Here is a 22,079-nt window from a genome sequence, read left to right on the forward strand (position 1 = left end):
TCCACGCCTATCGGTTTTCGGCCACCGCAGACATGACCAATGAAGACGAGCGTGAGCTCGAAGCCGAGCTCACCCGGTTGCAGCAGGAACACCGAGATCTTGATGCGGCGATCGATGCACTGCATCAATCGCCCGCCCCCGACCTATTGCGGTTACAGCGGTTGAAGAAGCGCAAGCTGTTGTTACGAGACCGTATCGCGTTCATCGAAGACCAGATCACCCCCGACATCATCGCCTGACCTGCGAGCCGGCTTTTCCTCGCGCGCATGAATCCGCTTGACTCGAAAAGAACAAAATAGGAACATTTGAGCACCCCCGCGCCCCCAGGAAACGCCCAGGACAACTGACAAGGACAATGCAGATGTCGACAGCCGCCCTTCTCGACAACAGCCATTATGAACAGGCCTGCGATCAGGCGATCGCGATGTGCGACGGTAATCTGCGCAGCACCATCAAGGCGCTGATCATGGCCAACGAATATCTGGAGGCCGAGCTGGAGGAATTGCAGGCGGCGATTTCCGCCGGCTGCATTCCGGACACCTCGCGCAGCAAGATGCGGAGCAAGAGCAGCGCCGCCTGAACCGTCAGCTATCGGAGCCGACCCATGCCCGACGTCACCTACTACGTTGCATTGCCCTTCCTGACCGACGAGGATGGATCGCCGGTGGCGGGTGCGGCCGAGGAATGTCAGACATCGGCTGCCGCCCTGCGTCGTGCGGAAATGCTGGCGCACGGCGCCGGCCATATCGGCGCCGTCGCGTTCAGCCGCAGCGGCGATCCCCTGACCGGCGAGTTTGGCGACGCCAAATTGCTGCGGAAATTCGGCAGCGTACCGCCAGATCTCAGCGCGCTTTAGCTGCCGAACAGCCTGATCCGCGGCTCGTGCCGCCGCTGTGCCTTGCGCACATACATGGCGGCATCCGCCTCCTCCAGGGCGCGGCCCGCGTCGGACTGCGCCCCCAGCAGCGCGACACCGGCGGAGGCGCCCGCGTTCACGTGCTGGCCGCGAAAGACAAAGGACAATTCGTCGACCGCCTGCTCGAAGGCGACCGCCTTCGCCTTGGCGTCGGTCTCGCTGAGATTCCAGAGCAGTAGCGCGAACTCGTCGCCCCCGAGCCGGCCGACCACGTCGGAGGCACGGACCTGCCGCGTCAGCGTGGCGGCAATCGCCTTGAGCACCTCGTCGCCGGCGCCATGACCGAACGAATCGTTGATCGGCTTCAACCGATCGACGTCGAGCACGATCAGCGCCCCACTGGCGCGGTAGCGCTTCATGTAGGCGATGGCGCGCGCGAGCTCGCGCTCGAAGCCGCGCCGGTTCGGAATATCCAGCAGGAAATCGGTGTCGGCCGCAGCTTCCAGTTCCGCGACCCGGCGCTGCGCCTCCTTGAGCTTGGTCCGCAAGCCCCGGATCGTCGTCCTGACGGCATCCTTGGCTCCATCATCGCCCGACGCGCCGCGCGTCGGCGGCCTCGCCGAACGCCTGGTCAGCCGTTTTGGGGCGGCTTTGGGTCGGCCGGCACTGGTTTTCCGGCCCTTTTTGGCCTTCGCAGCGCCCGCCCTTTTTGGTTTCTTCATGGGCATCCTGCTCAATGAAGGCTTGCGGGGATTCACCAAGACAGGATAGTGGATTCCCTTCTCCTTGCCACCGCCTTGCGAGCCGCCGGCCGGAACCGTTAATCTGGCCTATCTTTCTGTTTTTCGGGCACAATTAACGTCATGACCGCGCCGATCGCCATCATCATGGGAAGCCAGTCGGACTGGGACACGATGCGGCATGCCGCCGACACGCTTGCCGCGCTCGGCGTCGCCGCCGATACCCGCATCGTCTCGGCCCACCGCACCCCCGACCGTCTGTTTGCTTTCGCCAAGGGCGCCAAGGCCGCGGGTTACAAGGTCATCATCGCCGGCGCCGGTGGCGCTGCACACCTGCCCGGCATGGCGGCGGCGCTGACCGAACTCCCGGTGTTCGGCGTTCCCGTCGAATCCAAGACGCTCAAGGGCCTCGATTCGCTCTATTCGATCGTCCAGATGCCCGCCGGCATCCCGGTCGGCACCCTCGCCATCGGCAAGGCCGGGGCAACCAACGCCGCACTGCTGGCAGCGGCCGTCCTGGCGTTGTCCGACCCGGCCTTGGCCGATCGCCTCGCCGCCTGGCGCAAGGCACAGACCGAGGCGGTCGCCGAGCGCCCGGAGGACAAGGCGTGACCGACACCAGGCAGGTGAAGCTGAAGCCCGGTGACACCATCGGAATCCTCGGCGGCGGACAATTGGGCCGGATGCTGGCCATGGCTGCGGCGCGGCTCGGCCTGCGCTGCCAGGTGTTCTCGCCCGATCCGGACTCGCCGGCCTTCGACGTCGTATTGAATGCGACCTGCGCCGAATATGCCGACGTCGAAGCGCTCGAACTGTTCGCCAACGACGTCGACGTCATCACCTACGAATTCGAGAACGTGCCATCGGCCGCCGCGATGGTGCTGGACGCGCGCCGACCCGTGCTGCCCAACCGCAAGATCCTCGAGACCACGCAGGACCGGCTCGCCGAGAAGGATTTCGTGACGCGGCTCGGCATCGGCACCGCAGCCTATGCCGACGTCACCTCCGTGTCCTCGCTGCGCGAGGCGATCGCCCGGATCGGCCTTCCGGCCGTGCTCAAGACCCGCCGCTTCGGTTATGACGGCAAGGGCCAGGCCATCATCCGCGAGGGCGACGACATCGCCAAGGTGTGGACCAGCCTCGCCACCAAATCGGCGATCCTGGAAGCCTTCGTGCCGTTCGAGCGCGAGATCTCCGTGATCGCCGCACGCTCGGTCACAGGCCAGGTGGAGTGTTTCGACGTCACCGAGAACGAGCACCGCGACCATATCCTGAAGATATCGCGCGCGCCCGCGCCGATCCCGGCTGCGCTCGCCGAGGAAGCACGCAGCATCGCCGGAAAGATCGCAAGCGCGCTCGACTATGTCGGCGTGCTCGCTGTCGAGATGTTCGTGCTCGCCAATGGCACAGGCCCGAAGGTGCTGGTCAATGAGATCGCCCCGCGCGTGCACAATTCCGGGCATTGGACGCTCGACGGCGCGTCGGTCTCGCAGTTCGAGCAGCACATCCGCGCCATCGCCGGCTGGCCGCTCGGCAAGCCCGTGCGCCACGGCGAGGTCGTCACCATGACCAATCTGATCGGCGACGAGATCAACGATTACGAAAAGTGGCTGAGCGTGCCCGGCGCGACCGTGCACATCTACGGCAAGGGTGCGCCGCGCCCCGGCCGGAAGATGGGCCACGTCACCGAAGTCAGGCCGACGAAAGGCAAGTGAGGGGACCGCAGCAATCGCTGCGATCCCGCTTCGCTCGAAAACGCTTTAGGCCGTCTTCGCGCCCGCGACGACGCCCGTGGGCTCCGCGCTGAGCCAGCGATAGATCACCCCGCCCAACGCGCCACCGATCAGCGGTGCGACCCAGAACAGCCAGAGCTGCGCCGTCGCCCAGCCGCCGACGAACAGCGCAGGGCCCGTGCTGCGCGCCGGGTTCACCGAGGTATTGGTGACGGGGATGCTGACGAGATGAATCATCACCAGCGCGAGCCCGATTGCGAGCGGCGCGAAGCCCACGGGCGCGCGGCCATGGGTCGCGCCCATGATGATGAACAGGAACATCATGGTCATCACCACCTCGGTGAGGAAGCATACGATCATGCTGTACTGGCCGGGTGAATGCGCATCATAGCCGTTGGATGCGAAGCCCTTGCTGACATCGAATCCGGGAGCTCCGCTCGCGATGACGTAGAGGAGCCAGGCGGCCACGATCGCGCCGGCCACCTGCGCGATCACATAGGGCAGGATCTGCCCGGTCGGAAAACGCCCGCCGGCGGCAAGACCGACCGTGACGGCCGGGTTGAGATGGCAGCCGGAGATATGACCGATCGCATAGGCCATGGTGACCACGCTCAGTCCGAATGCGAGGGAGACACCGACCAGACCGATTCCGACCTGTGGGAAGCCGGCAGCGATCACCGCGCTTCCGCAGCCTGCGAATGTGAGCCAGAAGGTGCCGATGGCTTCAGCGGCGTATTTCTTGATATCCATATGTCGTCCCCTGCTTTCAAAGATTCCGGAACAAGCTCCGGAAACGGCCCCATCGCTGGCGTCGAATCGCCCAAATCAGGGCCGCGCGGAGGTATTTTCGCCTCATTTAATGGCTGAACTTGGCCCGAAAGCCCGCTTGTCCGGTGGACATCCCGGGATTTGTCTGATACATCCGCGCCCTCAAGGTTAAGGGCTTGCGCGTTTTCGCCATCCCCTTCGTCTTACCAGAATTCAAATCCGATCCACTGAAGAGGATGCCGCGTGCAGGTTCTCGTTCGCGATAACAATGTCGACCAAGCCCTCAAGGCGCTGAAGAAGAAGATGCAGCGCGAGGGAATTTTCCGCGAGATGAAGCTCCGCGGTCATTACGAGAAGCCCTCCGAGAAGAAGGCCCGCGAAAAGGCCGAAGCTGTGCGCCGCGCGCGCAAGCTGGCCCGCAAGAAGCTGCAGCGCGAAGGCCTGCTGCCGATGAAGCCGAAGCCGGTGTTCGGCGCCGGTCCCGGCGGTGATCGCGGCGGTCGTGGCCCGGGTGCAGGTGCTGGTCCGCGCGGACCGCGCTGATTTACCGAATTTTGCAAGATTTCAGTTTCGATGACGCGGGCCTCTGGCCCGCGTTATTGTTTGTGCGCGGGGCCTTTCCGGGTCGGGCACCACGGATGCGGCACGCAAGCGCGATGAGATTTGGATTGAAGGTCGTCGCGCTTTAGTTTGTTGTTTGAGCAATCTCTACGCAAACGCATTGCGCGTTTGTCGCGAGGGAAAACCGCTGCATACTTTCGCCAACGCGGCCCTTCGGGTCCGGATCATGCTCTAGCGCGAGCGAACCGTAGATGGCCTCCCCCCTCCCCCAGCACGGCTTGGCGTGGCTACGCCGGATCTGGCAGCCGCCGTTCGCGCTGGCGCTCATGGGGATTGCGTTGTGCGGCTGCTCGTTCGATCTGGGATCGCTGATGCCGGAGAAGGACAAGCCGCAGGAGGCGCCCAAGGCCGCCGCGCCCGCCGAGAGCGCGGTGAGCGCCGCCAACGTCACCGAGGCTCAGGCCCACACCGCAAAAGCCCAATCCCTGGCCAAGTCAGGCGAGGTCGCGGCGGCGCTCGACGAGTTCAATCGCGCGGTCGGGCTCGATCCCTACAATGCGCAGGCGCTGTATGGCCGTGCCCTGATCTACCAGAGCAACAATCAGCACGACTTCGCGATCGCAGATTTCAGCGCTGCGAGCGGGCTCAATCCCCAGAAGGTCGAGCCGCTGCTCGGCCGCGCCACCAGCTATCTCGCGCTCGGCAAGGTCAAGGAGGCCACGGCCGATCTGGATGAGGCCTCAGAGGCCGATCCGCACAACGCGCAGGTCTGGACCGCGCGGGGACAGGCCTATGAGCGGCTGGGCGACAGGGCCAAGGCGGCGGCGTCCTACACCAGGGCTGTCTCCCTTCGTCCACGCGACGACGCCGCGCGCAGCGGCCTCGCCCGCGTCGGCGGCTGACGGTTCTGGCACCGTCTCAATCGGGGGTGGCGCTCTTCGGCAGAACTGAGTGGAACATCGACTTCATGCCCGACAGCATCTCGTCGGCGACATTGGTCTTCTTGGGCCGCGGCATGGAGCCGCCGGCGTCGGCGCGCAGATCGAGCGGTGGCGCGATCACCGGCACGGGAATGTCAGCCGGCGGCGTCATCCGATTCGGATCATCGCTACCGACCGAGGCCGTATAGGACGGATTGGCCGGCGCGGAGCCATCCTTGCCATAGGCCTCTGGTGAGGGCGTCGATACCGTGATCGGCGGCGGCAGCGGACGGACCGTAGCCGGCTCCATGCTGATGACCCGCGGGGCCTCCGGCGTGCGGGCGGCTTCCCGCACGGCAGGCTCGGTCGGCTTCTCGGCTGACTTGGTCTCGGACGGCCTGACCTCGGCAGGCTTGGTCTCGGCGGACTTGCTCTCAGACGACTTGCCCTCAGACGACTTGCCCTCAGGAGATTTGCGCAGACGCTCGATCGCGGCACGCACGAGGTCGTTGGCGTCGGGGGCCGGAGCCGCGGCGGCCGGCGCCGAACTGGCCTCAACCACCGGAGCGGCGGGAGCGGGCGTGCTGGCGGCCGGGGTAGACGTCGGGGTAGACTTGGCGACCGCCTTCTCGCGCGCCGACGGCTTGCCACGTGGGCTGGCCTCGGCCGGAGCCACATCCGCAGCCTTGTGCTCGGCAGACGGCTGATCGGCAGCCTTTTCAGCCGCCGGCTTGTCCGTCACGCTCTTCTCGGAGATGCCTTTGGCCTTGACGCCGGGCGCCGGGAGATTGGCCACATCGGCGGGCTTGCCGTTCTTGCCGGCCTCGGCAGGGGCCACGACGGCCGCAGGGGTGTCAGCCGCCGGCTTGGCGTTGATGTAGTGGTTAACGATGTACGCCCCGATGATCGTCGCGAGCACCGAGGGGAAAATATCCATTGAAATTTTAGCGAGGTATTTCAGCATTCCGGCCACTCCCCGCGCGATCTGATGCGGGAACTTTGGGGCATTGTAAGGGATCAACTGCGACGGATCGATGGCAAGTTGTGAGGCCGGACCTACGGCTTCAGCTCGATCTCAAGGAACACGATCTCGGTTGAGGTTTCGTTAAGTACGTCATGTTGGACGCCCGCCTTGCGGAAATAGGATTTCCCGGCTGCCAGCTGCGCCTTGGACCGCTCGCCGCCCGGCGCCACGATGGTCATTTCGCCCGCGACGACGGGAACAATCACATAGTCCATGCCGTGGGTGTGGTGCCCCGTGGCGCTGCCCGGACCGAGCCGCCATTCCGTCACCCGGACCTCCTCGTTGTCGACCTGAACCTCGGATCTGGCGGCAAGCATTGGGACCTCTCCTGGGACGCGATCCCGGCCCCGAAGGGCCGCGTGAGCGCAAAGTGGGTTCAGGGCACGAAACCATGAATACGTAGACGCCAAATACCATCACATGGACCAGCCCGAACAGGACGTTTGTCCTGCCCGTGCCGAAGGTCGGCATGCTCAGGACGAAGGTCGGGAGCAAGAGCACGCAGCCCGCCCGGGCGTTGAGGCCGGGCTCGAGCTCCTTGTCGAGGGCGCGAGCAAATCGGCCGGCGGATTCAATGCCAGCGCAGGATCGGCGCGACCGGCAGCAGCGTCAGCAGCATGAACAGCGGGATCAGCACCGCGCCGGCGCGCACGAGATAGCCAAAGAAGCTCGGCATCTTGATCCCGTTCTCGCTGGCAATGCTGCTGACCATGAAGTTCGGCGCATTGCCGATATAGGTGAGCGCTCCCATGTAGACCGCGCCCATCGAGATCGACGCCAGCGTGCCCGACAGCTGATGCATCAGCATTTGCGGATCGCCGCCGGCAAGCTGGAAGAACAAGAGATAGGTCGGCGCATTGTCGAGAAACGCCGACATCAGGCCGGTGAACCAGAAATAGGCGACCTCGCGCGGCGTGCCGTCCGGTGCCGTCACGGCCGACAACAGCCAGGCAAAGGCACCGTGATGGCCGGCATTGAGCATGGCAATGACCGGGATGATGGCGACAAAAATGCCCGCGAACAGTTTTGCGACCTCGCGGATCGGCTCCCAGGTGAAGCCGTTGGCCAGCCTGTGCTCGTCCGGCGTCAGCCACACCGACAGCGCCGCAATGGAAAGCAGCGCCAAATTGCGCGCGATGTCTTCCAGCTCCAGCTTCGTTCCGAGAATGTCGAAGGCGATAGCGGGCTTCCACATCGCCGAGGCCAGCAGGCTCGCGACGATGGCTGCGATCAGCACGAGGTTGACCAGACCGCGGATGCGGACCGGATCCGCAGGACCGGCGTCGCGGAGCTCAGGCTCGCTGCGGAAGCGCCAGGAATCGATGGCGATGAAGATCGCGAGCAGCAATCCGGCGACGATCGCGGTCTGCAACCAGATGCTCCGCGTGGTCCAGAAGAAGTCGACGCCGTGCAGGAAACCGACGAACAGCGGGGGATCGCCGAGCGGGCTCAGCGCGCCGCCGACATTGGCGACCAGGATGATGAAGAAGATGATGACATGGGCGTTGTGGCGCCGCAGCCGGTTGGCGCGGATCAGCGGACGGACCAGGATCATCGCGGCCCCCGTGGTGCCGACGATGCTTGCCATCAAGGTGCCGAGCGCGAGGATGCCGGCATTCGTCGCCGGCGTGGCCTTGATGTCGCCGGTAATGAGAATGCCTCCGGCCACGACATAGAGCGCGAACAGCAGCACGATGAAGCCGAGATATTCAGCGAGCATGGCATGGACGAACGCCGCCAGCGTCGCCATGCTCCCGGCAAAAATGACGAGCGAGGCCAGCGCCAGCAGCGACCAGGCAGCAGCGATCTTGCCGTAATGATGGTGCCAGACTTTTGCGAACAGCAGCGGTCCGAGCGCGATCGACAGCAACAGGCCGGCAAAGGGAAGCGCATAGGGCCAGCGCATCGCCGCACCATCGAGGCCGGTTGCGGCCCAGGCCTGCTGCGGCAACAAAGCGAGGATGGCGGCGAGGGATACGCCCCACAGCCGGGAGACGAGCCGTTCAGGATCCAATGAAGCGCCTTGCCGTTTCGATCGCACCGAACGCATCGAGATTGTCGTGTCCGCCGCCCGCAAAGCGAACGAACTGCTTCGGTTCATGCGCGAGCGCGAACAGACGCTCTCCGAACACGATCGAAATGACAAGGTCATTGGTGCCATGCATCACCAGGAGCGGCACCGTGACGCGCGCGATCCGCTCGTCGGAAGGGAACGGATCGCGCATCAAGAGGCGCACCGGCACGAACCAGAATGACGAAGATGCAATGTCGGCCGTCGACGTATAGGGGGCCTCCAGGACGAGCTTTCCAACACGCTGTTCCGAGGCGAGCGCAACCGCCACGCCGGTCCCGAGCGAGAAGCCCCAGGCGACGATTCGTTCCGCCGTGTAGCGGGCGGTGGTGAAGGCGTAGGCGGCAGCGGCATCGCGCAGCAACCCCTCCTCGCTCGGCGCGCCGCTCGAGCCGGCATAGCCGCGGTAGGACAGCGCCACCAAGCCGGTGCCATCAGCCGTCATGGCCTTGAAGCGGCTGACACGGCCGGCGAGAAAATCGCCATTGCCCGGAAAATACAGGATCACGGGACGACCCGGCCTCGCCGGCACATGCCAGACAATGATCTTCTCGCCATCCGAGGTGGCCAGGACATGCTCCTCCGCCTCGGGACAATTTGCCGCCTCAGGCGGGGTCCGCTTGGCGGTCGGTATTGGAAACAGCATCTCGCGCTGCCGGGCATAGAGCGCGACGAGCCCGGCGAGATAGACGGTCGCGAGCAGGATGACGGTCCATTTGGCGATGGTGATCATTGCGCGGCCGGCCCCCGGTTCAGGCTCAGGGCTTGCGACGGCTCCGCAGCAATTTCATGACGTCGGGCCGGAGGCTCGCAGGGACGTCGCGGCAGCCGCACGCCAACTTGTGGGCGGCGTGCCATGCGACGCGCTGCTCGCGCGTCGCCTTGAGCGGCATGCGATGAGACCGGTGCCATTCCCTGTTGAGGCCACGGTCCCGTTTCCTTCGCGTGCTACATCGCCTTGACGATGTTCTCGGTGACCTTCTTGGCGTCGCCGAGCAGCATCATGGTGTTGTCGCGGTAGAACAGCGGATTGTCGATGCCGGCATAGCCGGAGGCGAGCGAGCGCTTGATGAACATCACGGTGCCGGCCTTCCAGACCTGAAGCACGGGCATGCCGTAGATCGGCGAGGTCTTGTCCTCTTCGGCCGCCGGGTTGGTGACGTCGTTGGCGCCGATCACGAAGGCGATGTCGGCCTGCGCGAATTCGGAGTTGATGTCCTCGAGCTCGAACACCTCGTCGTAGGGAACGTTGGCTTCGGCCAGCAGCACGTTCATGTGGCCGGGCATGCGGCCGGCGACCGGGTGAATGGCGTACTTCACCTCGACGCCTTCCTTCTTCAGGATGTCGCCCATCTCGCGCAGCGCGTGCTGGGCCTGCGCCACCGCCATGCCGTAGCCGGGCACGATGATGACCTTCTGGGCATTCTTCATGATGAAGGCCGCATCATCCGCCGAGCCGAGCTTGGCGGGCTTCTGCTCGCCGCCGCCACCGCCGGCCGCGGCGGTCTCGCCGCCGAAGCCGCCGAGGATGACCGAGATGAAGGACCGGTTCATCGCGTGGCACATGATGTAGGACAGGATCGCGCCCGACGAGCCGACCAGCGCGCCGGTGATGATCAGCGCGGAATTGCCGAGCGTGAAGCCGATGCCGGCCGCAGCCCAGCCGGAGTAGGAGTTCAGCATCGAGATCACGACCGGCATGTCGGCGCCGCCGATCGGGATGATCATGAGCACGCCGAGCGCCAGCGCCAGGATGACGATCAGCCAGAAGTCGAGCGCGCCGCCGGTAAGGACGAGACGAACGACAAAGAACACCAGCGCGAGAGCCAGCGCGATGTTGATGATATGGCGGAACGGCAGGATGATCGGCGCGCCGCTCATGCGCGCGGACAGCTTCAGGAACGCGATCACCGAGCCGGTGAAGGTCAGCGCGCCGATGGCGACGCCGAGCGACATCTCGACCAGGCTCTGCGGATGGATGTTGCCGGGGGTGCCGATGTCGAAGGCCTCGGGCGCGTAGAACGCGCCGGCGGCGACCAGCACCGCGGCCATGCCGACCAGCGAGTGGAAGGCGGCGACCAGCTCCGGCATCGAGGTCATCGGCACGCGACGGGCGATCACCGCGCCGATGCCGCCGCCGATCGCGACCGCGAGGATGACCAGCACCCAGGCCACGCCGTCGGCCGGCGGATGGCTCGCGAGCGTGGTGGCGACGGCGATCGCCATGCCGACCATGCCGAACAGATTGCCCTGGCGCGACGAAGCCGGGCTCGACAGCCCGCGCAGCGACAGGATGAACAGCACCCCCGCCACGAGATACAAGAATGCAGAGAGGTTGGCGCTCATCTCAGGTCCCCATTAATCCTTCAGCCCGAGGTGGCCGCTTACTTCGACTTCTTCTTGTACATCGCCAGCATGCGCTGGGTGACAAGGAAGCCGCCAAAGATGTTCACGCAGGCGAAGACGAGCGCGACGAAGCCGAAGCCGCGCGCCCAGCCCGAGCCGCTCGATACGTTTGCGACGCCGACCGCGAGCAGCGCGCCGACCACGATCACCGAGGAGATCGCGTTGGTCACGCTCATCAGCGGCGTGTGCAGGGCCGGTGTCACCGACCACACCACGAAATAGCCGACGAAGACGGCGAGGACGAAGATCGACAGCCGGAAGATGAAGGGGTCGACGACCTGTGCAGCATGCTCCATGGCGGGTCTCCTTAAACCTTCGGCTGGAAGTTCGGGTGGATGACGGCGCCGTCTTTCGTGAGCGCGGTCGCCTTGACCAGCTCGTCGTCCCAGTTCACGGCGAGCTTCTTCTCTTTCTTGTCGACCATGGTCTCGATGAAGGAGAACAGGTTGCGCGCGTAGAGGCTGGAGGCCGAGGCCGCGACGCGGCCGGCGACGTTGGTGTAGCCGACGATCTTGATGCCATCGAGGTCGACGACCTCGCCGGCCTTGGCGCCTTCGACATTGCCGCCGCGCTCGACGGCGAGATCGACCAGCACCGAGCCCGGCTTCATCGACTTGACCATCTCGCCGGAGACGAGCTTCGGCGCGGGCCGGCCCGGGATCAGCGCCGTGGTGATCACGATGTCCTGCTTCTTGATGTGCTCGGCGGTGAGCGCGGCCTGCTTGGCCTGGTATTCCTTGGACATCTCCTTGGCGTAGCCGCCGGCGGTCTGCGCGTTCTTGAACTCCTCGTCCTCGACGGCGAGGAATTTCGCGCCGAGCGATTCGACCTGCTCTTTGGTCGCGGGCCGCACGTCGGTCGCGGTCACGATGGCGCCGAGACGGCGCGCGGTCGCGATCGCCTGGAGGCCGGCGACGCCGACGCCCATCACGAACACTTTCGCCGCAGGCACGGTGCCGGCAGCGGTCATCATCATCGGGAAGGCGCGGCCGAACGCCTCGGCGCCCTCGATCACGGCGCGGTAGCCGGCGAGGTTCGCCTGCGAGGACAGCACGTCCATCACCTGCGCGCGCGTGATGCGCGGCATCAATTCCATCGCGAAGGCGGAAACGCCGGCATCGGCGATCGTCTTCAGCGCGGCCTCGTTGCCGTAGGGGTCCATGATGGCGATGACGAGCGCGCCGCGCTTGTACTGCGCGAGCTCCGAGGCTTCAGGACGCTTAACCTTGATGATGATGTCGGCATCCTTCAGCGCGTCTGCGCTGACGGTGGCACCTACGGCTGTGAATTCGGAATCCGGCAGGCCCGATTTGAGGCCGGCGCCCGGCTCGACGGCGATCTCGGCGCCAAGCGCCTTGAACTTCTTCACCGTATCAGGCGAAGCGGCGACACGCGGCTCCGACGGATCGATTTCCTTGGCAACGGCGATCTTCATAGGTCCTCCGGCGGCGCGGGACAGCGCGCGCGCAAACTTAGGCGTTACTCCCGCGGCGTTCGATACCGGTTTTGGCACCGGCTTGGATGCAAATATTCTAGGCAGCTGCTGCCGCTGGCGTGTGCAGCCGCCGATAGATCAGGTCAGGTCAGGAAGATCGCCATCAAGATCACGATGAGCGCGACCGAGGCCGTGCCGTACTTCACCAGCTTGATGAAGCCCTCGTAGGTCTGCTCGTGGGCAACGTAGTCGTTGCCGTCGGCGGTGCTGTACGCCACTTCGCTATGATCAGCCATGGATTGTCCCCAGTCGAAAGTCGAATTCTTGGGCTGGGATACCTTAATCTTTCGGGCAGGGCAACGGCGCTGGGCAGCGGTTTTCCCGCAAATCGGCTCATTTGGAATCCCGATTGTCGCGGATCCAGCGCGTGAGACTCTGCTCGCTGACTTCGCCGGCGGCAAGGGAGAGGATGATGGTTGTCGCTTCCGCCGGATCTGGATTGAACGCCACACCATTCTTGTGCAGAAAAATCATCACCGCCATGAAGGCAATGCGCTTGTTTCCATCGACAAATGCGCGATTCTTCGCGAGCCCGAATGCATAGGCTGCGGCAAGCTCGTCCAGCGGCGCCTGCTCGTAGCGCCATTTGTTGATCGGGCGATCGAGCGCCGACCGCAACGTGCCTTCGTCACGCAGTCCAGGCGCACCTCCGAAGCGTCGGAGTTGCCGACTGTGAGTGGCGACGGCCTGCTCGTAAGTGATCCAGAGCGGCTCCTGAGGATCGCTCATTGCATGGCCGACTATTTCGCAAGCGCCGCGAGCGTGTCGCGATACTTGTCCATCACCTCGTCGGCGATTTCCATCGTCCGCTCGAAGTCGGGATCGTAGGGCAGCGCCTGGAAGCCACCGCCGGGCAATTCCACGATGTGCAATTGCTGCCCGCGCTTGAGATCGAGCCGCTGCATCAGCTCGCGCGGCAACAACAGACCGTCGGAATTGCCGATCTTCTTGATCTCTATCTTCATGGGCTCGGCTCCAGCACGTTATACACATGTATAACATTGCCAGAGATACAGTTCAACGGATGTTTTACATGCGCCTCCGTGGACAAAGGCGCCCCGCCTCAGCCCATCGCCTCGAGCTCGTCGATCATCCCGGCGATGACCGAGAGACCGCCGTCCCAGAATTTTGGGTCCTTGGCATCGAGCCCGAACGGCCGCAGCAGCTCGGAATAATGCTTGGTGCCGCCGGCGGCGAGCATGTCGAGATAGCGCTCGGCAAAACCCTCGGCCGCGTTCTCATAGACCGCATAGAGCGAGTTCACGAGGCAATCGCCGAAGGCATAGGCGTAAACGTAGAACGGCGAGTGGATGAAATGCGGGATGTACATCCAGTAGCTCTCATAGCCCGCCTTGATCTCGATCGCCGGGCCGAGGCTCTCGCCTTGCACTGACAGCCAGATCTCGCCGAGCCGCGTCGCGGTGAGCTCGCCGTTCTTGCGCTCGGTGTGGACCGCGCGCTCGAACGAATAGAACGCGATCTGCCGCACCACGGTGTTGATCATGTCCTCGACCTTGCCGGCGAGCAGCGCCTGGCGCTGTTTTGCATTCTTGGTCTGGGCAAGGAGCCGCCTGAAAGTGAGCATCTCGCCGAACACACTGGCGGTCTCGGCCAGCGTCAGCGGCGTCGGCGCCATCAGCGCACCGTTCTTCGCCGCCAGCACCTGATGCACGCCATGGCCGAGCTCGTGGGCCAGCGTCATCACGTCGCGCGGCTTGCCCTGGTAGTTCATCAGGACATAGGGGTGCGCCGACGGGGTGGTCGGATGCGAGAACGCGCCCGGCGCCTTGCCCGGCCGCACCGGCGCGTCGATCCAGCGATCGGTGAAGAAGCGCTCGGCGATATCGGCCATTTTGGGCGAGAAGCCGCGATAGGCCGTCAGCACCATGTTGCGCGCGTCGGGCCAGCCGATGGTATCGGTCGCGGCAAAGGGCAGCGGCGCGTTGCGATCCCAATAAGCCAGCCGCTTCTTGCCGAACCACTTCGCCTTCAACGCATAATAGCGATGCGACAGCTTTGGATAGGCCGCCCGCACCGAGGCGACCAGCGCATCCACCACTTCGCGCTCGACACGGTTGTTCAGATGGCGGGAATCCGCGACGTCCTGAAAACCGCGCCAGCGGTCGGAGATGTCCTTGTCCTTGGCGAGCGTGTTGGTGATCAGCGCAAAGGTGCGCTCATTGGCCTTGAAGGTTTTTGCCAGTGCCTCGGCTGCGCTCTTGCGCTTGGCGCCGTCGCGGTCCTGCAACAGATTGAGCGTCGGCTCGATCGCCAGCTCCTTGGCCCCGACCTTGAAGCGCAGTCCGGAGATGGTCTGGTCGAACAGCCGATTGAAGGCGGAATAGCCGGTCTGCGCCTTCTCCAGGAAAAGCTGCTCGAGCTTGTCCTCGAGCTGATACGGCTTCTCCTTGCGCAGATCCTCGATCCAGGGACGGTAGTGCGCGAGCTCGGGCGCCTGCATGGCGCGGTTCAAAATATCGTCATCGACGCGATTGAGCTCGAGCGCGAAGAACAGCAAATGCGTGGACGCCGCCGTCAGCCGCTCGGAGACATCGCCGTAAAACTTTGAAATCGCAGGGTCCACGCTGTCGCCGGCGTGGACGAGGCCGGCATAGGAACCAAGCCGGCCGGCAAGATCGTCGATTGCCTCGTAGCGTCGCACGGCTTTCGCGAGCCATTTTCCGCCATCTTCGTTTGCTGTCCCTGTCGCCAGCTTGCCCTTGTAGTCGGTCTCGAACGCGACGCAGTCGGCATCCATCTTTTCGAGATCGCGCGCCACTTCCGGCGCATCGATCCCGGAATAGAGATCGGCAAGGTTCCACTCCGGAAGCTTGCCGGTCTTGCTCGCAGGCTTTGCGAGCGGCGTTTTGGAGGACTTTGCCTTGGCGGCGGATTTCTTGGCGGCGGATGTTTTGGCGGCAGGCTTGCGGAGAGCAGTCTTGGAGCGCGAATTCATTGTGTGGGAAACCTGTGTTCAACAAGCGCGGCGGCGGGCGGGGGCATCAAGGTTTAAGAGTGCGTTAATCGGCTTCGGCCAGAGTGCCCCGATTCGAGACAGATAGTAGTAGCGTGCGGGGAACACCATGGCTGCCAGTATTTTGATCGCCGACGACGACGCTGTAGCCCGCCGGCTGGTCGAGAACATGGTGCAGAAATGCGGCTATGAGACGGTCGTCGTGGACTCCGGTGACGCCGCGATCGCCGCCCTTACCGCTCCGGATGCTCCCGCCATCGACGCCGTCATCCTCGATCTCGTGATGCCCGGCCTCGACGGCATGGGCGTGCTGGCGAAAATCCGCGAAGCGGGTCTCAGCGTCCCCGTCATCGTGCAGACCGCCCATGGCGGCATCGACAACGTGATCTCGGCGATGCGCGCCGGCGCGGCCGATTTCGTGGTCAAGCCGGTTGGTGTGGAGCGGCTCCAGGTCTCGCTGCGCAACGCTCTCAACGCCTCCGCGCTCAAGGGCGAATTGCAGCGCATCCGGCACAGCCGCGAGGGCCGGCTGACCTTCTCCGACATCATCACTCGCGCCGAGGCGATGGCACCCGTGATGCGCGCCGCGCAGAAGGCGGCGAACTCGGCGATTCCCGTTCTGATCGAAGGCGAGTCCGGCGTCGGCAAGGAGATGTTCGCGCGCGCCATCCATGGCAGCGGCGAGCGCAAGGCAAAGCCCTTCGTCGCCGTCAATTGCGGCGCGATCCCCGACAATCTCGTCGAGTCCATTCTGTTCGGCCACGAGAAGGGCGCTTTCACCGGCGCGACCGAGCGGCACATGGGCAAGTTCGTCGAGGCCCATGGCGGCACGCTGTTTCTGGACGAGGTCAGCGAGCTGCCGCTGACCGCGCAGGTCAAGCTGCTGCGCGCGCTCCAGGAAGGCGCAGTCGAGGCAGTCGGCGGCCGCAAGCCCGTCAAGGTCGACGTCCGCATCGTCTCGGCAACCAATCGCCGGCTGCTGGAGCGGGTGAAACAGGGACATTTCCGGGAAGACCTGTTCTATCGCCTGCACGTGCTGCCGCTGACGATCCCCTCGCTCAGGAGCCGGCGCGAGGACATCCCGCATCTGCTGCGTCACTTCCTGGCGCGCTTTGCTGCCGAGGAGAACCGCGCGATCACCGGCATCAGCGGCGAGGCCATGGCCCATCTTGCCCAGCTCGACTGGCCCGGCAACATCCGCCAGCTCGAGAACGCGGTCTACCGTGCGGTGGTGATGAGCGACGGCGACCAGCTCGGCCTCGGCGATTTCCCTCTGCTCGCCTCGCACCCGCATCCCATAACGGAGATTCCGACCGCCCCGCTGATGCTCGAGCCGGCGGCGACCCCGTCTGTGGTATCGGGTAATGAAATACCGATCGCGCCACTCCCGGCGGTGGGCTCGCTCGCCCTGCTCACCCCGACCGGCGACGTCCGCTCGCTGGAGGACATGGAGAACGAGATCATCCGCTTCGCGATCTCGCACTACCGCGGCCAGATGTCCGAGGTGGCTCGCCGCCTCAAAATCGGCCGCTCCACCCTCTACCGCAAACTCGACGAGGCCGGGGTTCCCGGACATGGCGGGAAAAGCGGCGAGGAGACGCACTGAGCCTCATGCGAACGGAGGTTCGCGGGACGACGCGGGACCGGCTGTAAGCCGTTCGCATGACGACAGAATTCCACTGCGGCTTGAACCGTGACTTGGAAGTGACAGACACAGGGAAAAGCGCGCTGTGCAGGCGCACAATCCGTTGCCAAGAGGCTCCCTTGAAGTCAGTTTGACGTGAGTTGTCCCGGTTAGCGCTGGCTGCAAAACCGGGGCCTGTATATCGTCTGCGTATGAATCGTTGCGTGCAGGCGTGCAACTTTCGAGAGGCCGGCGCGATTTAGCCGAAGCTCAATAGGCGATAACGAAGCTGTTCCACGAGGGACAGTTCACCCGAGGGGTGCGACACAATGCGTGACTGTTTGAACCACCGTGCGGGCTTCGACCGTGTCTTGATGACGGTCGCGGCAACCTTCCTCACGGTGTCGGCCAGCTCAGCCCTGGCGCAGGATCAGGCGCGCAGCAGCGCCGCCGAGCTCGCGATCGAAGCCGCGATCCCGCGTCCCGAGCCGGCCAACGTCCCGCCGCCGACCGCATCCGACATCAAGCTCGACACGACTGCCACGGTTCAGGACTCCACCAAGGAGCCGGCGAAGGAGCCTGTGAAGGCTGACGTTGCGCCGGCCCCCGACAAAGTCGAGACCAAGCCTTCCGAGGTCGCCACCACGCCCGCCACCGAGGCGCCGAAGAGCGAGACCGCCACGCCGGCTGCGCCCGCGGCACCCGCCACGGCAGCGGCTCCGGCCGCCGAGCCGGTGAAGGCCGCGAGCAACGTTCCCGCCGCCGACCAGCCGGTCGCCGACAAGCTCAAGGACATCATCGGCGTCAAGACTTCGCGCCATTTCGACCGCAAGAACGAGCGCGCGGCGATCGAGAAGTTTTATGGCGCACGCGACTTCGCGCCGGTCTGGACCCAGGGCGGCAGCCTGACCGCCGCGGCCAAGGGCGTCATCGCGCGGCTGAAGGACGCGGCGTCCGACGGCCTCAATCCCACCGATTATCCGGTGCCGGATTTCGCCAGCGCCACCACGCCCGATGCGCTGGCCGATGCCGAGCTCAAGCTCACCGCCAGCATGTTCGACTATGCGCGCCAGGCCCAGAGTGGTCGCATGCATTGGTCGCAGGTCAGCGGCGACATCCTTTATCCCGAGCATCCGGTCGACCCGAACGAGGTGCTCGCCAAGGTCACGACCGCGACGGATGCCTCCACTGCGCTCGACAGCTACAATCCGCCGCACAAGCTCTACAAGGAGCTGAAGGCCAAGCTCGCGGAGCTTCGCGGTCAAGGCAACGGCCCGGTGATCGAGATCGCCGACGGTCCGGCGCTGAAATACACCCCGGCCGGCAAGAAGCAGCCTGAGATCGTCGTGGAAGATGCGCGCGTGCCGCAGCTCCGCGCCAAGCTCGGCCTTGCCGAGAACGCCGGCGACACCCGCTATGACGCTGCTCTCGCCGACGCCGTGCGAAAATTCCAGAGCGGCGCCGAGATGAAGGCGACCGGCATCCTCGACGACAAGACGGTCAAGGCGCTCAACACCCCGAAGCGCGACAAGCAGATCGACGTGGTGCTGGTGAACATGGAGCGCTGGCGCTGGCTGCCGCGCGATCTCGGCGCGCCCGCGCTGGGCGATGCCTATGTGATCCTCAACATTCCCGACTACACGCTGAAGGTGATGCAGCGCGGCCAGCAGGTCTGGACCACCCGCGTCGTCACCGGCAAGCCGGGCACGCATGCGACCCCGCTGCTCACCGAGACGATGAAGTACATCACGGTCAATCCGACCTGGAACGTGCCGCCCTCGATCGTCTACAACGAGTACCTGCCGGCGCTTCAGCAGGATCCGACCGTGCTGCAGCGCATGGGTCTCAAGCTCGAACAGAACCGCGATGGCTCGGTGCACATCTCGCAGCCGCCCGGTGAAGCCAACGCGCTCGGCCGCATCCGCTTCAACTTCCCGAACAAGTTCCTGGTCTATCAGCACGACACCCCGGACAAGAACCTGTTCGCCAGGGAAGATCGCGCCTTCAGCCATGGCTGCATGCGCGTGCAGAATCCGGATCAGTACGCGTCCGTGCTGCTCAACATCGCCATGCCGAACGAGAAGTACACGCCCGAGCGCGTGCGCAGCATGTACGGCAAGAGCGAGATCGACCTGAAATTCCCGACGCCGGTCCCGGTCAACATCACCTATCAGACCGCCTTCGTGGACGATGCCGGCAAGCTTCAATTCCGCAAGGACGTCTATGGCCGCGACGCGACCATGATCAACATCCTGAAGAACAACCGCGGCAAGGATCTCGAGGCCGTCGTTGCGCACTCGCAGCCGAGCTATTCGCGCCCGGCGACGACCCTGCCCTCAGGCGTGGCGGTGGCCAACAATGGCGGCGGCTTCGGCTCGTCGGGCCCGAACTTCTTCGAACGGCTGTTCGGAGGCGGGGCGCCGACCCCGCCGCCGGCTCCGGTCGGCCGCCGGTCCCAGCAGCAGCGGGTGTTCACCCGGTAAGGCTGCGGGACCTCGGCTTTTCGAATTCTGCAACGATATCAACGGCCCCGTCCCATGGATGGGGCCGTTTAACGTTAACCATTGTCCACCCGGCTCCGGGCCGCGGGCGTTTTTTTGCCACACTCAACCGGTTAGGTTTGTATTCTGACTTGGTTTGGGGGCGGGAAGGTCAACCTCGAATTAACCTTCTCGCTTTAAGAAAGCGTTCATCCTCTTTCGCGCGCTAACGGGGTTGGCGGGAGAGTCCATTTTGAACGCTCGTCGACTGGGTGGGCTCATACGTGCTGACTGGTCTCGCACGCGAATTTACTGTGCTGTCGTTGTCCCATGCGGGAGTGAAGGCCGGATCCCGGATCGGCCTCGCTGCCGTGTTGCTGCTTGCTGCCGCAGGTTCAGTCCATAACGCCGCCGCGCTGAGCGAAACCAAGACGCTCTCCTTCCACCACACCCATTCCGGCGAAGACCTCACCGTCACCTTCAAGCGCGAGGGCCGCTACGACGAAGCGGCGCTGAAGCAGCTCAACCACTTCCTGCGCGACTGGCGGACCCAGGACGAGACGGTCATGGACCGTCACCTCTTCGACATCCTCTGGGACGTCTATCGCGACGTCGACGCCAAGCAGCCGATCCAGATCATCTCCTCCTACCGCTCCCCCGCCACCAACGCCATGCTCCGCCGCCGCTCCTCCGGCGTGGCGCGCTTCAGCCAGCACATGCTGGGACATGCGATGGACTTCTACATTCCGGGCGTGCCGCTGGAGCAGATCCGTTTCGCCGGCCTGCGCCTCCAGCGCGGCGGCGTCGGCTTCTATCCGACCTCAGGCTCGCCCTTCGTGCATCTGGACACCGGCAGCATCCGGCACTGGCCGCGCATGACGCATGACCAGCTCGCCCGCGTGTTCCCGGACGGAAAAACGGTGCATCTGCCGACCGACGGCACGCCGCTGAAGGGCTATGAGCTCGCCAAGGCCGAGATCGAGCGCCGCGGCAATGGCGACGATTCCGGCAGCAAGCCGAATTTCTTCGCCGCCTTGTTCAAGGGCAAACCGGCCCCGGCCGCCAGCAGCGACGAGGATGACGAGGGCGCGCCCGCCCCGGCCGCCAAGCCGGCAGCCGCGCCGACCGTGGTCGCAGCCGCAGCCAAGCCCGCCGATCCGGTGCCGACGCCGCGCGCCAAGCCGCAAATTGCCGCCACGATCCAGCTCGCCTCGGCCGACGCGCAGCTCGTCGCGCCGCCCAAGCCGAAGCCCGCGGCCGTGGCTGACAAGCCGGCACCCAAATCTGCGGATGGCAAGCCGGAGACCCCGGCCGACATCATCAATGCCCGCGGCTTCTGGGATAATCCGGCCACGCCGCAGCAGGCGACGCCGGCGCAAATCGCTGCGCTGAAGGCGCGCCAGGCGCTCGCCTCTGCCACCGATCCGCAGGCAACCGCGAGCGTGCCCAACGCAGCCCTTCAGGCGCTGGCTTACGCGCCGGCCGCCTCCCCGGTCGATCGCGCCAATGTCGTCGCCGCCTCCGCGCCGATCCCGCGCTCCGCCCGTCCCGCGTCGCGCAGCCTCGCTCAGGCGACCGAAATCAACACGGTGGTCGGCAAGAGCGTCGACGGCGCGGTCGCGACCGCATCCCGCCTCTCCGCCGCCAAGAGCGAGAGCATCTGGCTCAAGATCGTGATGCTGTCGCCGAGCGCCAGCCGCGCGATGTCGGTCACGCTGATGGGCGAGCTCGATACGGCCGCGCTGCGCGCCTATTTCGTCAAGCCGCAGGCCGTGATCACGATGGGCTTTGTCGACGACCCGATGCACGGCCTGTCCTGCGACAGTTTTTCGGGCAGCGCGACCGCGAAGCTCCAGACGACATCGTTCGTCGTTCGCACCGCGGCTCTGCGTTGAGGCTGGTAGCCTTCACTGCTTCCAATTGTTTGCGTCTCGTAGTCCGCTACCGCGCTTTCCTCGCTCGCCGGTCCAGATGATACGTCAGCGCCAGCGACAGGCAGATGGTGAGCGGCTGCCTCGGCAGTTTGCCGGCCACCGGCAACAATAAGGCCCTGGTCTGCCGGTACTCGAACTGATCGCCAAAGCGCTCGCGAAAGCTGTCGACCAGCGTCGTCTTGCAGTTGAAGAGAATGGCGGCGTGCTCGGAGTCCTTGAGGCGGCCGAGCCGGATCGTGGAGCCACTGCCGCTCTCATCCGTCAGATAAGCCGGCTCGCCCCACTTCAGAGTCTCGGTGAGCTTGCCGACCTCGTCATGCGCCGCGGCGGTGGCGAAGATCAGCTCGCGCACCTGAAGCAGCCGCTTGCCGATCGCCGCCGGAAGAGCGGCGAAGGCACGGTCGACCTCGCGCGGCAGCCTCGGCGTAATCATTCGCGTCTCCGTTCACAAACGAAGTGCAACACGCGCGATTTGTAGCCCGGATGGAGCGCA

24 protein-coding genes and 1 pseudogene are annotated in these 22,079 nt (G+C 65.0%); 10 read left to right on the forward strand and 15 right to left on the reverse strand.

Annotated features, from left to right (window positions below):
* The first annotated feature begins 32 nt into the window (after positions 1-32).
* The 3 genes from AABA84_RS18175 (at position 33) to AABA84_RS18185 (ending at position 856) form a co-directional block, all read left to right on the forward strand.
* Positions 33-239 carry a YdcH family protein gene (locus tag AABA84_RS18175; protein WP_008546179.1) on the forward strand — a complete coding sequence of 69 codons (207 nt, stop codon included), beginning with the start codon at positions 33-35 and terminating at the stop codon, positions 237-239.
* Between the two features lie 122 nt (positions 240-361).
* A complete protein-coding gene (locus AABA84_RS18180; RefSeq protein WP_028140284.1) occupies positions 362-580 on the forward strand; it encodes a hypothetical protein in 219 nt (72 codons plus the stop codon).
* A 24-nt stretch (positions 581-604) separates the two neighbouring features.
* The gene (locus tag AABA84_RS18185) at positions 605-856 is read left to right on the forward strand and encodes a hypothetical protein (protein ID WP_212248748.1); all 252 of its coding nucleotides are present in this window, start codon (positions 605-607) and stop codon (positions 854-856) included.
* On the opposite strand, the gene AABA84_RS18190 is transcribed toward AABA84_RS18185, so the two are convergent.
* Positions 853-1,578, reverse strand: a complete 726-nt coding sequence (locus AABA84_RS18190; protein WP_212248747.1) for a GGDEF domain-containing protein — start codon at positions 1,576-1,578, stop codon at positions 853-855. The genes AABA84_RS18185 and AABA84_RS18190 overlap by 4 nt on opposite strands.
* Before the next feature lie 141 nt (positions 1,579-1,719).
* Here AABA84_RS18190 and purE point away from each other — a divergent pair, with 141 nt between their 5' ends.
* Positions 1,720-2,208, forward strand: a complete 489-nt coding sequence (gene purE, locus AABA84_RS18195; protein ID WP_212248746.1) for a 5-(carboxyamino)imidazole ribonucleotide mutase — start codon at positions 1,720-1,722, stop codon at positions 2,206-2,208.
* Positions 2,205-3,311, forward strand: a complete 1,107-nt coding sequence (locus AABA84_RS18200) for a 5-(carboxyamino)imidazole ribonucleotide synthase (RefSeq protein ID WP_212248745.1) — start codon at positions 2,205-2,207, stop codon at positions 3,309-3,311. The genes purE and AABA84_RS18200 overlap by 4 nt, the downstream gene beginning before the upstream one ends.
* Before the next feature lie 45 nt (positions 3,312-3,356).
* Here AABA84_RS18200 and aqpZ read toward each other — a convergent pair whose 3' ends face one another.
* A complete protein-coding gene (aqpZ, locus tag AABA84_RS18205) occupies positions 3,357-4,079 on the reverse strand; it encodes an aquaporin Z (RefSeq protein WP_212248744.1) in 723 nt (240 codons plus the stop codon).
* Positions 4,080-4,340: 261 nt separating this feature from the next.
* Here aqpZ and rpsU point away from each other — a divergent pair, with 261 nt between their 5' ends.
* Both rpsU and AABA84_RS18215 read left to right on the forward strand, forming a co-directional pair.
* Positions 4,341-4,640, forward strand: coding sequence for a 30S ribosomal protein S21 (gene rpsU / locus AABA84_RS18210; protein ID WP_028140289.1), 300 nt, complete (start codon positions 4,341-4,343; stop codon positions 4,638-4,640).
* Between the two features lie 269 nt (positions 4,641-4,909).
* Complete coding sequence (locus AABA84_RS18215; RefSeq protein ID WP_212248743.1) at positions 4,910-5,560, forward strand: tetratricopeptide repeat protein; 651 nt, start codon at positions 4,910-4,912, stop codon at positions 5,558-5,560.
* Positions 5,561-5,576: 16 nt separating this feature from the next.
* On the opposite strand, the gene AABA84_RS18220 is transcribed toward AABA84_RS18215, so the two are convergent.
* From AABA84_RS18220 to AABA84_RS18275, 12 genes and pseudogenes are all read right to left on the reverse strand, one after another.
* The gene (locus AABA84_RS18220; protein ID WP_212248742.1) at positions 5,577-6,542 is read right to left on the reverse strand and encodes a hypothetical protein; all 966 of its coding nucleotides are present in this window, start codon (positions 6,540-6,542) and stop codon (positions 5,577-5,579) included.
* Positions 6,543-6,634: 92 nt separating this feature from the next.
* Positions 6,635-6,919 (reverse strand): cupin domain-containing protein, encoded by a 285-nt coding sequence (locus AABA84_RS18225; protein WP_028140292.1) that lies wholly within the window; start codon positions 6,917-6,919, stop codon positions 6,635-6,637.
* 61 nt (positions 6,920-6,980) lie between these two features.
* Positions 6,981-7,157, reverse strand: a pseudogene (locus tag AABA84_RS18230) (ionic transporter y4hA); the annotation flags it as partial.
* 16 nt (positions 7,158-7,173) lie between these two features.
* Positions 7,174-8,652, reverse strand: coding sequence for a sodium:proton antiporter (locus AABA84_RS18235; RefSeq protein ID WP_338312658.1), 1,479 nt, complete (start codon positions 8,650-8,652; stop codon positions 7,174-7,176).
* Positions 8,606-9,403, reverse strand: coding sequence for an alpha/beta hydrolase (locus AABA84_RS18240; RefSeq protein ID WP_212248937.1), 798 nt, complete (start codon positions 9,401-9,403; stop codon positions 8,606-8,608). The genes AABA84_RS18235 and AABA84_RS18240 overlap by 47 nt, the downstream gene beginning before the upstream one ends.
* A 218-nt stretch (positions 9,404-9,621) precedes the next feature.
* The gene (locus tag AABA84_RS18245; RefSeq protein ID WP_212248739.1) at positions 9,622-11,019 is read right to left on the reverse strand and encodes an NAD(P)(+) transhydrogenase (Re/Si-specific) subunit beta; all 1,398 of its coding nucleotides are present in this window, start codon (positions 11,017-11,019) and stop codon (positions 9,622-9,624) included.
* Between the two features lie 38 nt (positions 11,020-11,057).
* The gene (locus AABA84_RS18250; RefSeq protein ID WP_338312659.1) at positions 11,058-11,375 is read right to left on the reverse strand and encodes a proton-translocating transhydrogenase family protein; all 318 of its coding nucleotides are present in this window, start codon (positions 11,373-11,375) and stop codon (positions 11,058-11,060) included.
* 11 nt (positions 11,376-11,386) lie between these two features.
* Positions 11,387-12,514: a Re/Si-specific NAD(P)(+) transhydrogenase subunit alpha gene (locus tag AABA84_RS18255; protein ID WP_338312660.1), complete on the reverse strand. Its 1,128-nt coding sequence runs from the start codon at positions 12,512-12,514 to the stop codon at positions 11,387-11,389.
* A 143-nt stretch (positions 12,515-12,657) separates the two neighbouring features.
* Positions 12,658-12,810, reverse strand: coding sequence for an aa3-type cytochrome c oxidase subunit IV (locus AABA84_RS18260; RefSeq protein WP_018317799.1), 153 nt, complete (start codon positions 12,808-12,810; stop codon positions 12,658-12,660).
* Between the two features lie 97 nt (positions 12,811-12,907).
* A complete protein-coding gene (locus tag AABA84_RS18265) occupies positions 12,908-13,303 on the reverse strand; it encodes a type II toxin-antitoxin system death-on-curing family toxin (protein WP_338312661.1) in 396 nt (131 codons plus the stop codon).
* A gap of 11 nt (positions 13,304-13,314) precedes the next feature.
* On the reverse strand, positions 13,315-13,539 hold the full coding sequence (locus AABA84_RS18270; RefSeq protein WP_027545558.1) for an AbrB/MazE/SpoVT family DNA-binding domain-containing protein: 225 nt from the start codon (positions 13,537-13,539) through the stop codon (positions 13,315-13,317).
* Between the two features lie 98 nt (positions 13,540-13,637).
* Entirely contained in the window at positions 13,638-15,530 is a 1,893-nt protein-coding gene (locus AABA84_RS18275; protein WP_338312662.1) for a M3 family oligoendopeptidase, read from the reverse strand.
* Positions 15,531-15,657: 127 nt separating this feature from the next.
* On the opposite strand from AABA84_RS18275, the gene AABA84_RS18280 reads away from it, so the two are divergent.
* From AABA84_RS18280 to AABA84_RS18290, 3 genes are all read left to right on the forward strand, one after another.
* Positions 15,658-17,154, forward strand: a complete 1,497-nt coding sequence (locus AABA84_RS18280; protein ID WP_338312663.1) for a sigma-54-dependent transcriptional regulator — start codon at positions 15,658-15,660, stop codon at positions 17,152-17,154.
* A gap of 347 nt (positions 17,155-17,501) precedes the next feature.
* Entirely contained in the window at positions 17,502-19,655 is a 2,154-nt protein-coding gene (locus AABA84_RS18285; protein ID WP_338312664.1) for a L,D-transpeptidase family protein, read from the forward strand.
* A gap of 269 nt (positions 19,656-19,924) precedes the next feature.
* Positions 19,925-21,547, forward strand: a complete 1,623-nt coding sequence (locus tag AABA84_RS18290) for a DUF882 domain-containing protein (RefSeq protein WP_338312665.1) — start codon at positions 19,925-19,927, stop codon at positions 21,545-21,547.
* A gap of 46 nt (positions 21,548-21,593) precedes the next feature.
* On the opposite strand, the gene AABA84_RS18295 is transcribed toward AABA84_RS18290, so the two are convergent.
* Positions 21,594-22,019, reverse strand: a complete 426-nt coding sequence (locus AABA84_RS18295; RefSeq protein WP_212248731.1) for a DUF1801 domain-containing protein — start codon at positions 22,017-22,019, stop codon at positions 21,594-21,596.
* Positions 22,020-22,079: the final 60 nt, after the last annotated feature.

The sequence above is a fragment of the Bradyrhizobium sp. TM239 genome (assembly GCF_036247985.1).
In the GTDB taxonomy this organism is placed as follows: Bacteria; Pseudomonadota; Alphaproteobacteria; order Rhizobiales; family Xanthobacteraceae; genus Bradyrhizobium; species Bradyrhizobium ottawaense.